Origin of the sequence: Gordonia sp. IITR100, from assembly GCF_002009645.1 — a bacterium.
In the GTDB taxonomy this organism is placed as follows: Bacteria; Actinomycetota; Actinomycetes; order Mycobacteriales; family Mycobacteriaceae; genus Gordonia; species Gordonia hongkongensis.
In genome coordinates, this window is sequence record NZ_MVKV01000001.1 from 417,793 (window position 1) to 431,446 (window position 13,654).

Genomic DNA, 13,654 nt, shown 5'->3' on the forward strand with positions numbered 1-13,654 from the left:
CGAGACCCCTCAGTCCAAGCCGGCTCAGTCCAGTACGACGCACCGTTCTCGCGTGCGATCCACGCCGAACCAGCCGCGCTCGAACTCCTGCCACGCCTGAAGATGACCTCGCGCGTCCTCGCCGTCGCGGGCGACCGTCCGCTCGAGCCGTTCGCTCGGGGTCCCGCCGTCGAGCCACAGCGCGTGGGACAGGCGGCCGGCGATCCGGCGCCGCGCCGACGACACCCCTTCGATGATCAGGAGCGGCTGCCACTCGATCCACACGCGGGGCCCGGGGGCCGGGACGCCGTCCTGCCACACGCGGGGCCGGTACCGGTAGTCGCGTCGTCGGGTGAAGGGGTGCAGCACATCGGTTTCCAGCTCCGGCCACCACGCAACCGGATCGTCCCACGTCGCGAAGTCGTCGGTGCGGACCAGGGTCACCCCGACTCCCCGAGCGCGCAGGTCCGCGACCAGGAGATCGGCGATCGTCGACTTGCCCGCTCCGGACGGTCCGTCGATCGCGACGATCCCGGCGTCGAGGCGAGCGGCCAGTTCGGTCACACGGGCGCGGGTCTGCGGGCTCACCAGATCAGGGTGGGTCACCGACCGGCCGCCCCGGACGCGAACGCCGAGGGCAACCGGGTGAGCGGAGCCGTGATCGGGGCTTCGGGGACGCGCTGCACCGAGGTCCGGCCGGTGCGGAAGTACTCGACGATGGCGTCGTCGAGTGGCTTGTTGGCGCGACCGAGCTGCGCGTGGTCGCCACCACCGACGGTGATGAGGTGGCTGCGCATGAGTTCACGCATCTTCAGCGACCCGCGATACGGGGTCTGCGGGTCGCCGACGCTCTGGATCTGCAGGGGCGCCACCGCCAGCCCGCGGTTGCGGATCTCGACCGGCCGCGCAAGCGCCGGCGCTCCGGCACACGCGAGGCCGGACTCGTAGGCGAGACCAGGCGCTTCGAACGGATCCCCGGTCACGTAGTTCGCGACGAACGCCTGGAAGCCGAGCGACGGCTGCGCGGGGACCTGGTTCTCGTTGCACAGGACCGCGGCCTGCATGTCCTGCGAGACCTGGGCGGCCTCGAGCGCGGCGGGGCCCGGGGTGGGCAGCTTCCGGCCGGGGGTCGCGGTCATCAGCGCCACCGTCGGCCAGGAGTTGCGATCAGGAGCGAGCGCGCGGGTGAGCACCAGTAGCTGCGACGTCAGCTGTAGCGACCCGGGCCGGAGCAAGGTGAACACCAGGTTCTCGAACCTGGCACGCGCGTCGGCGGTCAGATCGGTTCCCGCGATGTACTGCTGCGCGACCGCCCGCAGGCCCGGCGGCACGTCCCCGACCTGCGCGGGAGGTGCCAGCAGCGATGGCGGCACACCGGCCTCGGCACTGACCCGGTCGCTCCACTTCCGGTACACGGCGAGTGGCGTCGTGCCGAGATGGTAGATCCGGTCGTGGCGCGCGATCCACGCCATCATCTCGTGCACCCGCGCCTTGTAGCCGGGTGTCTGCACGGAGAGAAGGCTGTTCCACACCACGCCCGGGTCGAAACCGGAGTCGAGGACCATCCGGTCGACGCGCTGCGGGAACAGTGTCGCGTACGTCGACATCAGCAGGGTGCCGTACGAGATGCCGTAGAGGCTGACCTTCGGTTCGCCGAGCAGCCGCCGGACGACCTCCATGTCACGGGCGGTGTTCTCGGTGGTGAGCGTCGCCCCGAGGCCCGGCGTACGCGCCTCGCAGCGATCGCGATTCAGCTTGCCCAGCGCCGTCATCAGTTCGGGCTCGTCGCCGGTGATCGGATCGCAGCGCAGCGGTGTGCCCGACACCAGACCACGCGGCTGCACGGCCACCAGATCCCATTCGTCGAGCATGGCCGCCGGCGGGCGCAGCTGACTGAACATCGCGATGCCGTCGCCGCCCGGGCCGCCCGGGTTGCCCATCACGACACCGCGACGCCGGGATTGGTCGCGCGCCTGCATACGGCTCACGCCGATCTCGATGGTCTCGCCGTTCGGCTCGGAGTGGTCGAGCGGAACTTCGACCGTCGCGCACCGGACCGTCGCCGGTACGCCGTGCACCGCGGGGCATGCCTGCCAATCGAGCGCCGGCGCAGCGGATGCTTCGGGCGGCTGCACGCCTTGTACGGCACCCACCAGGCCGCCCGCGACCACCACCGTCAGGCCTGCTGCAACACCCCGGACACGACGACGCCACCCACTACGCGAGATCACCACATGACCCTAGCCGTCCGGTTTGCCGGGTACGACGGCCACCGACCTCACGCCAGGATGCGACGACCCGACAGTGCACGACCCAGGGTGAGTTCGTCGGCGAACTCGAGGTCGCCGCCCATCGGCAGCCCCGACGCGAGCCGGGTGACCGACAGGCCGGGAAAGTCCTTCAGCATGCGCTGGAGGTAGGTCGCGGTCGCCTCGCCCTCGGTGTTCGGGTCGGTCGCGACAATCACCTCGGAGACGTCGACGCCGTCTTCCTGATTGGCCAGCCGACGCAGCAGTTCACGGATACGCAACTGGTCCGGGCCTATCCCGGACAACGGGTCGAGAGCACCACCGAGTACGTGGTAGCGCCCGGTGAACTCCTTGGTCCGTTCGATCGCGTGCACGTCTTTCGGCTCCTCGACGACACAGATCTTGCTGGCGTCGCGGCGGGCGTCCGAACAGATCCGGCACAGCCGATTGGCCGAGACGTTCCCGCACTCCGCGCAGAAGACGACGTCGTCGCGGACCCGTCCCAGCGCGGCGACGAGGCGATCGATGTCGGACTTCTCCCCGGCCAGCAGGTGGAACGCGATGCGCTGGGCGCCCTTCGGACCGAGGCCCGGCTGTTTGGCCAGCTCGTCGATCAGGTCCTGGATCGGTCCCTCATACATGCTGATCTGCGTCCACGGTGTCCGGGATTCCTACTCGTCGTTCGGCGTCGTACGCGGGGTGGGCGTACTCAGCCGCCCAATCCGGGGAGACCACCGCCGAGACCACCGGCGAGCGGCCCCATCTTCTCGCTGGCAAGCTGCTCGCGCTTCTCCGACAGGTCGGCCAACGCACCCAGCAACAGGTCCTGCAGGGTCTCCACGTCGTCGGGATCGACGACCTTCGGATCGATCGACACGGCGGTCACCTCACCGGTGCCGTTGCCGGTCACGGTCACGAGCCCGTTGCCCGCACTACCGACCACCTCCGCCGCCGCGATCTCGTTCTGCGCCGACAGGAGCTTCTCCTGCATCTGCTGCGCCTGGGCCAGCAGTCCGGCCATCGGGTTCTCCCCGCCCTGGCCGCCGCCGAACAACGCGCTGGGATCGAATGGTTGCGTCACCCGGCCCAGGGTAGTCGCAGCGTCAGCGCAGCAACCGATCGACATGCGCGGCGATGTCGTCGACGGTCGACTCCTCGACGGCGGCCACCTCGAAGGACAGGACCTCGTCGCCGAACAGCCGACCGGCGCGCGCGGTGAGCGCGAACTCGAATCGGTCGTCGATGCGACGCCACTGCGTGATCCCGCCGTAGACGGGCGCACTGGCTCCCGTGGTGACGCAGTATTCGTCGGCGCGCGGCCCGCCGACCAGATCGCGCTGGATCTGGAAACAGGCCAGCGACTCGTCGTCGATGAAGACCACGGCCTCGCAGCCCAGGTCGGGATGCCGTTCGTAGGACGCGCGGATGGTCATGGCGCCAGGGTAGATCGTGGCCCTATCCCGACCACCGGGCGTCGGCTCTCGAACCGGCGCTCCTCGCCGGTCAGCGGGTCGGTGAACTCCAGCGCCCGGGCGACCAGGCGTAGCGGCCGGGTGAAGTCCCCGTGATCGGGAAGCGCGGCGAGTCCCGGCCGCACGTCGGGGTAGAGCGGGTCGTCGACGATGGGCACCCCGAGCGACGCCATGTGCAACCGGAGCTGATGGGTGCGGCCGGTGTGCGGCACCATTCGGTAGACGCCGAGGCCGCCGACGACCTCGGTCAGGGTGATGTCGCTGATGGCGTTGACCGGCCCGTCCACCACGAGGGCGCGCAGGTCGCCCGCGGTCTTCTCGATCCGGTCCCGCACGGTCACGGTCGACGCCAGCGCCTCGTCGGCCGGCGCGAGCGCGAGGTACTCCTTGCGGGCGGTCCGGGACGCGAACAGGTCCTGATAGGCCGCGCGCACCTCGGGCCGCAGAGTGAACAGCAGCACCCCGGCGGTGAGGCGGTCCAGGCGGTGCGCCGGCGAGACGGTGTCGGAGCCCAGTTCTCGACGCAGCCGCACCAGCGCGGTCTCGGTCACGTGACGGCCCCGCGGCATCGTGGCGAGGAAGTGCGGCTTGTCCACCACGACGATGTTCTCGTCGTGGTGGATCACCGGCAGGTCGAACGGGACCGCGATCTCGTCGTCGAGGTCGCGGTAGAGGTACAGCGAGACATTGCGGCTCGACGGCGCGGCCAGATCCGCGGGTCGGCCGTCGGCATCGACGATCTCGCCCGCGGCGGCGCGTCGACCCAGATCGTCGGCGGTCAGCCCCGCCAGCACGGGCGCGGCCAGCAGCGCCTGACCGACGGTCAGCTCCGGCCCCGAACGCAACACCACGCGCGTGGCGTCGACGCCGTCGCGCATGGGCAAGGGCGACGGCCTTGCCCGGCCACGGCGGCGCCGGACGGGATCGGTCGATCCCGCGCCGGTCATCGCACGCTGTCGGGTGAGCAGGTCATCGAGCGCCGCGGTCGGAGATGCCGAGCCGTCAGCTCTCGAGGCGCTTCTTCAGGTTGCCGAGGACCTCGGCCTGAATCCGGTTGAGACCCTTCGGCGCAAATGTCTTCTCGAAGAACCCACCGATGCCGCCGGCCCCTTGCCACGTGGTGGTGGTCGTGACGCGCGAACCGCTGCCCGATGCCGCGACGGAGTAGGTGGTCACCATCGTCGAGTTGGCGTCGCGCTCGGTGACGGTGTCCGGGGTGACGCTGACGGTCGCCTGCACGTCGCGCTGCCGCTTCGACGTGGCCTGCAGAATCCAGTGCACGACGGTGCCGTCGCCCTTGCCGCCGCTGATCACCTTGTAGTCGCGGTACTGCTCCGGGAGGATGGCCGGCCGCACGACCTCATAGTCGGCGAGAGCTCCGACCACGGCGTCCGGGGCGGCGGCGATGTCGAGCGACTGCGATGCGGAAACCTGACCCACGATTGGACACTCCTCAGTTACGAAACGATTGGCGGGCGAACTGATCAAGTCCTAGGCTAACCGGGTGACCAACGGGCTCGAGATGGGGGGAGCGGCATTCGACCAGGGGGTTGCCGACCTTCTGGCCAGCTATCGTGCCATCCCGCCGCAGGCAACCGTGCGTCTTGCGAAGAAGACGTCCAACCTCTTTCGTAAGCGCGCCGCCAATCCGCATCCGGGACTGGACGTCTCCGGGCTCGACCGGGTCATCTCGGTGAATCCCGAAGCGCGGACCGCCGACGTCGCCGGCATGTGCACCTACGAGAACCTCGTCGCGGCCACTCTGCCGTACGGCCTCGCACCGCTGGTAGTCCCACAGCTCAAGACGATCACCCTCGGCGGCGCGGTCACCGGACTCGGCATCGAGAGCACGTCCTTCCGCTCCGGACTGCCCCATGAGTCGGTTCTCGAGATCGACATCCTCACCGGCGACGGCGAGATCCTGACCGCGACGCCCACCAACGAACATGCCGACCTCTTCTTCGGTTTCCCGAATTCCTATGGCACGCTCGGCTATTCGGTGCGGTTACGCATCGAGCTGGAGCCGGTGAAGCCGTATGTGGCACTGCGCCATCTTCGGTTCACGAGCATCGTCGACCTCCAGTCGGCGATGGACACGATCGTCACCACGAAGTCGCACGACGGCGAACCGGTCGACTACCTCGACGGAGTCGTGTTCTCCGCCAACGAGTCCTATCTGACGCTCGGCCGCCAGACCGGCGAGGACGGACCGGTCAGCGATTACACCGGGATGGACATCTTCTATCGATCCATCCAACAGAAGACGACCGATAGGTTGACGATCCACGACTACCTCTGGCGCTGGGACACCGACTGGTTCTGGTGCTCACGCGCCTTCGGCGCACAGAATCCGCGAATCCGGCGCTGGTGGCCGAAGCGGTACCTCCGCAGCAGTTTCTACTGGAAGCTGATCGGTCTCGACCAGCGATTCGACATCGGCGACCGGTTGAACGCCCGCAAGGGACTACCGGCGGGTGAACGCGTCGTGCAGGACATCGAGGTTCCCATCGACCGGACCGCCGACTACGTCGAGTGGTTCCTCTCCGAGATTCCCATCGAACCGATCTGGCTGTGCCCCCTCCGGCTTCGCGAGCCCGCCCTCCCCGGCGCCGATCCGGTACGCCCCTGGCCGCTGTATCCCCTTGCCCCGCAACGCACGTACGTCAATGTAGGCTTCTGGTCCGCCGTGCCGGTCACCCCGGGCGATCCCGGGCACACCAACAAGACCATCGAACGCAAGGTCGCCGAACTCGACGGCCACAAGTCGCTGTATTCAGAGAGTTTCTACACGCCGGAGGAGTTCGACGAACTCTACGGCGGAGAGAGTTATCGGCTCCTCAAGAAGCGGTACGACCCGCGGGGTCGTCTGCTGGACCTCTACTCGAAAGCGGTGAAACGCCAATGACCACGTTCAAGGAGAGTTCGGCGTCGAGTGTGGACTCGCACGCCGGCAAGATGACCCTCGCCGAGATCTTCGAAACACTCCTCGGCGGAAACCTGTCGATCCGGATCACCGCCTACGACGGCAGCAGCGCCGGACCCGTCGACGCCCAGTACGGCCTCGACCTGAAGACCCCGCGCGGAACAACGTATCTGGTGACCGCACCCGGCGATCTCGGACTCGCGCGCGCCTACATCGCAGGCGATCTCGAACTCATCGGCGCGCACCCCGGTGATCCGTACCCCGCGCTGAAGGCACTGGCCAGCAACCTGCAGTTCCACCGCCCCTCCCCCCTGTCGCTCGCCCACATCGCGCGGTCGCTGGGCATCGATCACTTCAAGCCGATCGCACCGCCGCCGCAGGAGGCCTTGCCGCGCTGGCGTCGATTTGCGGAAGGACTGCGGCACAGCAAGTCTCGTGATGCCGAGGTCATCCACTACCACTACGACGTCTCGAACACGTTCTACGAGTGGGTGCTCGGACCTTCGATGACGTACACCTGCGCCGTCTACCCGGAACGCGACGCATCGCTGGAAGCCGCGCAGGAGAACAAGTACCGCCTCATCTTCGAGAAGCTCCGCCTCAAGCCCGGCGACCGCCTCCTCGACATCGGATGTGGCTGGGGCGGAATGGTCCGCTATGCCGCGCGTAGGGGTGTCCACGCGATCGGGGCGACGCTGTCCGCCGAACAGGCACAGTGGGCCCAGAAAGCGATCGCCGACGAAGGGCTCGGCGAGTTCGCCGAGGTCCGGCACAGCGACTACCGCGACGTTGCCGAGAGCGGCTTCGACGCGGTGTCGTCCATCGGGCTCACCGAGCACATCGGTGTCCACAACTACCCGTCCTACTTCGGGTTCATGCGCGACAAGCTCCGTCCCGGCGGCATGCTGCTGAATCACTGCATCACGCGCCCCGACAACGCGAGCCGCAGCAAGGCGGGATCGTTCATCGACCGCTACGTCTTCCCCGACGGCGAGCTCACCGGCTCCGGCAAGATCATCTCCAAGCTGCAGGACATCGGCGGCATGGAGGTCATCCACGAGGAGAACTTCCGCGAGCACTACGCGATGACGCTGCGCGACTGGAACATCAACCTCGTCGAGCACTGGGACGAAGCGGTGGCCGAGGTCGGCGAGGGCACCGCGCGGCTGTGGGGCCTCTACATGGCCGGTTGCCGAATTGGCTTCGACCGCAACATCATCCAGCTTCACCACGTGCTCGCCACCAAACTCGACGAGGACGGCGGCCACCAGGTGCCACTCCGGCCGTGGTGGGACGCCTGAGCCCGACCCGCCTCTGAAAACCGCCCTCAGAAATCGGACACGCGGCGTATCGTCGTCGAACCTGTTGCGCGGGGCGGTTTTCAGACAAAGCTTCCCGAGCGCACCCGGTCACTCGAGCGGCCGTGCCCCCAGCTCCGATTTGAGTAGTTCCAGCGCCACCTGGTCGGGGTCGAGCCGCTGCTCGGGGCTGCCGGTGCGTGCATCGGCCACCATCTCCGCGCGTTCGTCGTGCGGGATGTCCTCGTCGGCACGTGGCGGCTCGGGCTCCTCCGGTTCGGCGACCGGCTCCGGTGTGGGGGCCGGCGTCGCCGACTGGTCACGCGCGCGGCTCGGACGTGAGTACGACTGCCGAGCCTTGGCCGCTTGCTTCGTCGGCGGCGCGGTCGACGTGGCGGAGGGTGCGGCGGCGCCCGGCGCCTGGTGCACGGTACGCACGTCGAGTTCGGTGCCGAAGACCTCGGTGAGCGCCTCGCGGATGATCGTCACGGCGTGCGGTGCGGACAACCGCCCGACCAGCACCTCGACCGGATGCGAGAGCACGACGGTCGTCCCGTCGACGTCGGCGATGACCGCCGCCGACAGCATCGGCTCGAGACTCTTCGACCGTTCCCGCACCGCGGCCCGGATGTCCTGATACCGCTTGCGAACCGAGTCGGCGTCGAGCCCGGCGGTCGCCTCGGGCTCGGGCTCCGGTTCGGGCACCGGCTCGGGCTCGGGCCGACGGGCACGGACCGGCATCGCGTCGGGTGGCGGGACGTCGTCCTCGTCGACGGGCTCATCGGGCAGCGGGATGTCGTCGTACGCCGCGGTCGACGCCGGTTCGGCAATCGGTTCCGGTTCGGGCGCGGACGGGGTCCGATGGCGCGACGGCGGTTCGGGCGCGGACGGGGTCCGGTCGGACCGTGCCGGCGGCTGAGTCGGCGGCGTCGGCGGGGCGGGCACCTCGATCAGAGATGCCGTCTCGTCGTCCGATGAGGCGTCAGCGGCCGGCGCCGGTTCGACCTCTGCCGCCTCGGCACTCGGTTGGTCGGCGATCAGTTCGTCGAGCATCGACTCGTCGTCGGCGGGCTCCTCCGCGGGCAGCACGGCCTCCGCCTCGGCCCCCGAACCCGTTGCGACGCCGGTCGAGTCGGGATCAACCGCCTCGGGCGCCGCGTCTGCCGTGACCGCTTCAGCAACGACGGGTTCCGGCGCAGGAGTCTCCACCACCATCTCTGGCGCAACCGGCTCAGACACCACCGGTTCCGGCACCCGGCCGGCGTCGGGTTGCGCGGCGTCGGCCTCGACGGCTTCCGCGGCCGCGCGCTCGGACGCCTCAGCAGCCTTGGCCTCTTCCATCGCCTTGCGCTGCGAGGGTCGAACGAACTTCGGTTCCGGTTCCGGTTCAGCCGGTTTCGCGGGTACCGGGATCGACGTCGTGCCGATCCCCGACTCGAGTCGTTCGAGTCGCTGCAACAGAGCTGCGTCGTCGTCGGAGACCGCGGGCAGCAGCATCCGCGCGCACATCACCTCGAGCAGGAGTCGCGGCGACGTCGTGCCGCGCATCTCCCCGAGCGCGTTGTGCACGATCTCGGCGAACCTGGTCAGCGACGCGGGCCCAAGGGTCTCGATCTGGGCGCGCATGCGGGCGAGCTGGTCACCCGGCGCCTCGACGAGTCCGCGGTCCGCGGCGTCCGGAACAGCCTGCAGCAGAATCAGATCGCGCAGACGTTCCAGCAGGTCGACGGCGAACCGTCGAGGATCGTGCCCGGCGTCGACCACCTTCTCCACCGTGCCGAACAATGCCGAACCGTCGGCGTCGGCGAGAGCGTCGACCGCGGTGTCGATCAGCGCCACGTCGGTGACACCGAGCAGCGCGAGTGCGCGTTCGTAGGCGACACCCTGGTCGTCGGCGCCGGCCAGCAGCTGATCGAGGATCGACAGCGAGTCACGAGGCGAACCGCCACCCGCCCGGATGACGAGCGGGTACACCTCGGACGCGACGGTCACGCCCTCGCGCTCACAGATCGTCTCCAGGAGACCGCGCATGACCGGCGGCGCGAGCAGCCGGAACGGGTAGTGGTGGGTGCGCGACCGGATGGTCGGCAGCACCTTCTCGGGTTCGGTGGTCGCGAACACGAAGATCAGATGCTCCGGCGGCTCCTCGACGATCTTGAGGAGCGCGTTGAATCCCGCGTTCGTCACCATGTGCGCCTCGTCGACGATGAACACGCGGTAGCGCGACTCGGCGGGCGCATAGAAGGCGCGGTCACGCAGCTCGCGGGTGTCGTCGACACCGCCGTGACTGGCGGCATCGAGCTCGATGACGTCGAGGTTGCCCGGACCCCCCGGCGCGAGCGCCACACAGGAGACACACGTTCCGCACGGTGTGGAGGTGGGGCCCTGCACACAGTTCAGCGAACGAGCCAGGATCCGCGCCGACGACGTCTTGCCACAACCGCGGGGACCGGAGAAGAGATACGCGTGATTGATGCGACCGGAATCCAGGGCACGGCTCAACGGATCGGTGACGTGCTCCTGCCCCACGACGTCGGCGAAGGTAGCCGGGCGATAGGTGCGATACAGAGCCACGCGTCGAGACTACCGGCGACCCGTGACAGTCGATGAGTGTGCCTCACACTGGTGCAGCGGGCCCCTGATCGGGTGTCTCGGTGACGGGTTCGCCATCGGTTCCGACCAGGTCATCGGCCATCCCGCGGGTGTCTTCCGAAGGACGCAAAGTGTGCCCGGACGTGCCTCGCGAGTCGCGCGGCCCGGACTCCTCGCCACCCGTGTCCGGCCGTCGTGTGCCCTCACTGCCGGTGCCGCCCGCATCGCCGGTCGGCAGCCCGCCCTCGGCGATCACCGCAGCCGCGACGCCGGGCGGGATGATCGGGTCGGCGGGCGTCGGCGTGGAGTAGCCACGGCTGCCGACCATCCGCAGGCCGACGACCGTCGCGACGAGCACGCCGAGGTAGGCCCACAGATAGGGGCTGACCGTGAACCAGTTGAGCCACGTGATGCGGGTCTTGACGTACAGCCCCGTGTAATAGCCGTCCGGGATCAGCGCCGGTACATGCGTCGGCCACGAGAACGCGAGTAGCACCAGTGCCGCCACGCCCACGCCGGCCCACACCCGCGGTGCCCGCGGCTGCCGGGCGTCGAGAACGAGGTGGATTCCGATGACCAGGATCGGGATGAACCACACCCAGTGGTGGCCCCACGACATCGGCGACACCACGCAGGCGGTCATCCCGACGATGCTGACGGCAAGGAGTTCCTGACCTTTGCGATGGGCGTACGTCGCCACCGCGAAGCCGACCGCCAGCACTGCCAGCACCAGGGCGAGCCAGAGCAGCGTCGGCGGATTGTCGGTGTCGAGGTGGTTGGCCAGCATGCCGCGCAGGGACTGGTTACCGCGCAACTGAGCGGAACCGACCCGGTCGGACTCGAACAGTTTGCCCGTCCAGTACGACCACGAGTCCCCGGGCAAGGCGGCGAACCCGATGAGCATGGTGGTGGCGAAGCCGCCCACCACCCCGGCGAGGGCGCGCCAGTTCCGTTGCACGAGGAAGTAACCGGCGAAGATGAGGGGCGTCAGCTTGATCCCCGCGGCGACTCCGGTCCAGAACCCCTTGAGGCGTCCACCGTCCGGGCGCGCCAGATCGGCCACGATCACGAGCATCAGGAACACATTGATCTGCCCGTACCAGATCGTCGTACGAACCGGCTCGAACAACATCGCCACCGCCACCAGCGACGCCGCGATCACGCGCAACGGCCAGGTCACCGGCCGGCCGAGGCTGCGGAAGCTCAGCATGATCACCAGATAGAGCGCCACGACGATGCCCGCCGACCACAACATGCGGGCGACGTCGAAGGACATCCAGGCCAGCGGACTGAACAGCAAGGCGGAGAACGGCGAGTAGGTGTAGTCCAGGTCGCCGATCATCTTGACGTCGTAGAGACTGACGCCGTTGGCGACCGCCCGGGCACCCGCCTGATACACCGAGAGATCGATCTGGTTGTGCAGCAAACCCCAGAATTGGGCGCCCAGGGGTACGACGACATCCTGGAGTGCCAGTGCGATGACCCCCACGACGGCGAAACCGGTTGCGAGAAGAACCGGCCTGGGCAGATTCACGATTTGAAAGCCTGTCACAAAGTGGCGCGCACGCCAGCGCACTCGCCGGAGAATGAGAGCAATCTAACGCCGGGATCGGCGTGTCGGGTCAGCTGGAGCGGGCGAGCAGGGTCTCCGCCGCGGCCAGCAGCACGCACGTGGACACCCCGTCCATCGCAGCCCGCAGGTCGTCGGTGTTCGGGAACGTCGGTGCGAGTCGGATGTTCTGATCGTGCGGATCGGTCTTGTACGGGAACGCCGATCCGGCGGCGGTGAGCGCGATACCGGCTTCTTTGGCCAGCTCGATGGTGCGTCGGGCCGCGCCGTCGACGACGTCGAGGCTGATGAAGTAGCCGCCCTCCGGCTCCGACCACGACGCCACCTTCGACTCCGTGAGCCGGTCCTCGAGGATGTCGAGCACGAGCTTGAACTTCGGGGCGAGGATCTCCCGGTGGCGGGCCATGTGCGCCCGCACACCGTCGGCGTCGCCGAAGAACTTGAGGTGACGCAGTTGATTGACCTTGTCGGGTCCGATGGTCTTCAGCGACAGGTACTTGCTGAACCAGGCCAGGTTCTCCGGCGACGACCCGAAGAACGAGACGCCGGCGCCGGCGAAGGTGATCTTCGACGTCGAGCCGAGGACGTACACGCGGTTCGGGTGCCCGGCCTGCGCCGCCATCTCCAGGATCGGCAGCGGCGTCGGCGGGGTCTCCACCAGCGTGTGGACGACGTAGGCGTTGTCCCAGTAGATCCGGAAGTCCGGCGCCGCGGACATCTCGAGCAACCCGCGGGTGACCTCCTCGGAGAAGGTGACGCCGGTCGGGTTCGAGTAGGTGGGCACCGCCCACATGCCCTTGATGCTCGGGTCGGCGGCGACGAGTTCGGCGCACACCCGCACGTCGGGACCGTCGGGCAGCATCGGCACCGGGATCATCTCGATGCCGAAGCTCTCGGTGATCGCGAAGTGGCGGTCATAACCGGGCGACGGGCACAGGAACTTGATCGTCTGACGTCCCCACGGCTCGTCGGAGTCGGCGGTGCCGTGCAACAGCCCGAAGACCGTGAGGTCGTGCATGATCTCGAGGCTCGAGTTGCCGAGCGCGAGCAGGTTGTCGGGGTCGACGGCGAGGAGTTCCCCGAAGATGCCGCGCAACTCGGGCAGTCCGTTGAGTCCGCCGTAGTTGCGGGTGTCGGTGCCCGCGCCGTCTCGGAACTCGTCACCGGGCAGCGACAGGAGACCGTTCGAGAGATCGAGTTGCTCGGGGGCCGGCTTGCCGCGGGTGAGGTCGAGCTTGAGACCCAGCGCGCGCAGCGCCTCGTATTGCTTGGTCAGTTCCGTCTGGGTGTTCCGGAGTTGGTCGGCACTCATCGAGTGAAAATTCAACGTTGGCCCTCTCGCGGCTCGACGCCGGTGCGGGTGGCCGACGCCCCTGACCTGAAACTTCGTATCGGGAAAATAGGGGACCCCGCGCACCCGAGAGAGCCCGTTGACCCTTGCTGCCTTCCGGCCCTGGGGGAGTTCACAGGATGCACGCCGCGCGGGATCCGTCGTCCAGTGTAGCGAGGGGTTCCGGCGGCCGGAGCCGGGGTCCTCGAACCGGTCCGCGCGGCTCGATCGCACTCGGCCC

At 68.5% G+C, this 13,654-nt stretch carries 12 protein-coding genes and 1 other RNA gene; 2 read left to right on the forward strand and 11 right to left on the reverse strand.

Features of this window, described 5'->3' with window-relative positions:
* Positions 1–24 precede the first annotated feature (24 nt).
* The 7 genes from B1818_RS02050 to B1818_RS02080 form a co-directional block, all read right to left on the reverse strand.
* Positions 25–585 carry a uridine kinase gene (locus B1818_RS02050; RefSeq protein WP_058251047.1) on the reverse strand — a complete coding sequence of 187 codons (561 nt, stop codon included), beginning with the start codon at positions 583–585 and terminating at the stop codon, positions 25–27.
* Positions 582–2,213, reverse strand: coding sequence for an alpha/beta fold hydrolase (locus B1818_RS02055; RefSeq protein WP_078111803.1), 1,632 nt, complete (start codon positions 2,211–2,213; stop codon positions 582–584). The genes B1818_RS02050 and B1818_RS02055 overlap by 4 nt, the downstream gene beginning before the upstream one ends.
* A gap of 44 nt (positions 2,214–2,257) precedes the next feature.
* Positions 2,258–2,869 (reverse strand): recombination mediator RecR, encoded by a 612-nt coding sequence (recR, locus tag B1818_RS02060; RefSeq protein WP_058251045.1) that lies wholly within the window; start codon positions 2,867–2,869, stop codon positions 2,258–2,260.
* Between the two features lie 68 nt (positions 2,870–2,937).
* Positions 2,938–3,309 (reverse strand): YbaB/EbfC family nucleoid-associated protein, encoded by a 372-nt coding sequence (locus tag B1818_RS02065; RefSeq protein WP_033204544.1) that lies wholly within the window; start codon positions 3,307–3,309, stop codon positions 2,938–2,940.
* A 22-nt stretch (positions 3,310–3,331) separates the two neighbouring features.
* Positions 3,332–3,661 carry a hypothetical protein gene (locus tag B1818_RS02070; protein WP_058251043.1) on the reverse strand — a complete coding sequence of 110 codons (330 nt, stop codon included), beginning with the start codon at positions 3,659–3,661 and terminating at the stop codon, positions 3,332–3,334.
* Complete coding sequence (locus tag B1818_RS02075) at positions 3,658–4,578, reverse strand: pseudouridine synthase (protein ID WP_189340148.1); 921 nt, start codon at positions 4,576–4,578, stop codon at positions 3,658–3,660. Before B1818_RS02075 ends, B1818_RS02070 begins: the two co-directional genes overlap by 4 nt.
* Positions 4,579–4,702: 124 nt before the next feature.
* On the reverse strand, positions 4,703–5,140 hold the full coding sequence (locus tag B1818_RS02080) for an SRPBCC family protein (protein ID WP_058251042.1): 438 nt from the start codon (positions 5,138–5,140) through the stop codon (positions 4,703–4,705).
* A gap of 82 nt (positions 5,141–5,222) precedes the next feature.
* Here B1818_RS02080 and B1818_RS02085 point away from each other — a divergent pair, with 82 nt between their 5' ends.
* Together B1818_RS02085 and B1818_RS02090 are read left to right on the forward strand one after the other, a co-directional pair.
* On the forward strand, positions 5,223–6,605 hold the full coding sequence (locus tag B1818_RS02085) for an FAD-binding oxidoreductase (protein WP_058251142.1): 1,383 nt from the start codon (positions 5,223–5,225) through the stop codon (positions 6,603–6,605).
* A complete protein-coding gene (locus tag B1818_RS02090) occupies positions 6,602–7,924 on the forward strand; it encodes a class I SAM-dependent methyltransferase (protein ID WP_078111804.1) in 1,323 nt (440 codons plus the stop codon). The genes B1818_RS02085 and B1818_RS02090 overlap by 4 nt, the downstream gene beginning before the upstream one ends.
* Positions 7,925–8,032: 108 nt before the next feature.
* Here B1818_RS02090 and B1818_RS02095 read toward each other — a convergent pair whose 3' ends face one another.
* The 4 genes from B1818_RS02095 to ffs all read right to left on the reverse strand — a co-directional run bounded on the left by B1818_RS02095 (position 8,033) and on the right by ffs (position 13,576).
* Positions 8,033–10,495, reverse strand: a complete 2,463-nt coding sequence (locus tag B1818_RS02095) for a DNA polymerase III subunit gamma and tau (protein ID WP_078111805.1) — start codon at positions 10,493–10,495, stop codon at positions 8,033–8,035.
* A 43-nt stretch (positions 10,496–10,538) separates the two neighbouring features.
* Positions 10,539–12,047 carry a glycosyltransferase 87 family protein gene (locus B1818_RS02100; protein WP_058251039.1) on the reverse strand — a complete coding sequence of 503 codons (1,509 nt, stop codon included), beginning with the start codon at positions 12,045–12,047 and terminating at the stop codon, positions 10,539–10,541.
* An 88-nt stretch (positions 12,048–12,135) separates the two neighbouring features.
* Positions 12,136–13,410, reverse strand: coding sequence for an aminotransferase class I/II-fold pyridoxal phosphate-dependent enzyme (locus B1818_RS02105; RefSeq protein WP_058251038.1), 1,275 nt, complete (start codon positions 13,408–13,410; stop codon positions 12,136–12,138).
* A 71-nt stretch (positions 13,411–13,481) separates the two neighbouring features.
* An RNA gene (gene ffs, locus B1818_RS02110) (signal recognition particle sRNA small type) lies at positions 13,482–13,576 on the reverse strand.
* Between the last annotated feature and the right edge of the window lie 78 nt (positions 13,577–13,654).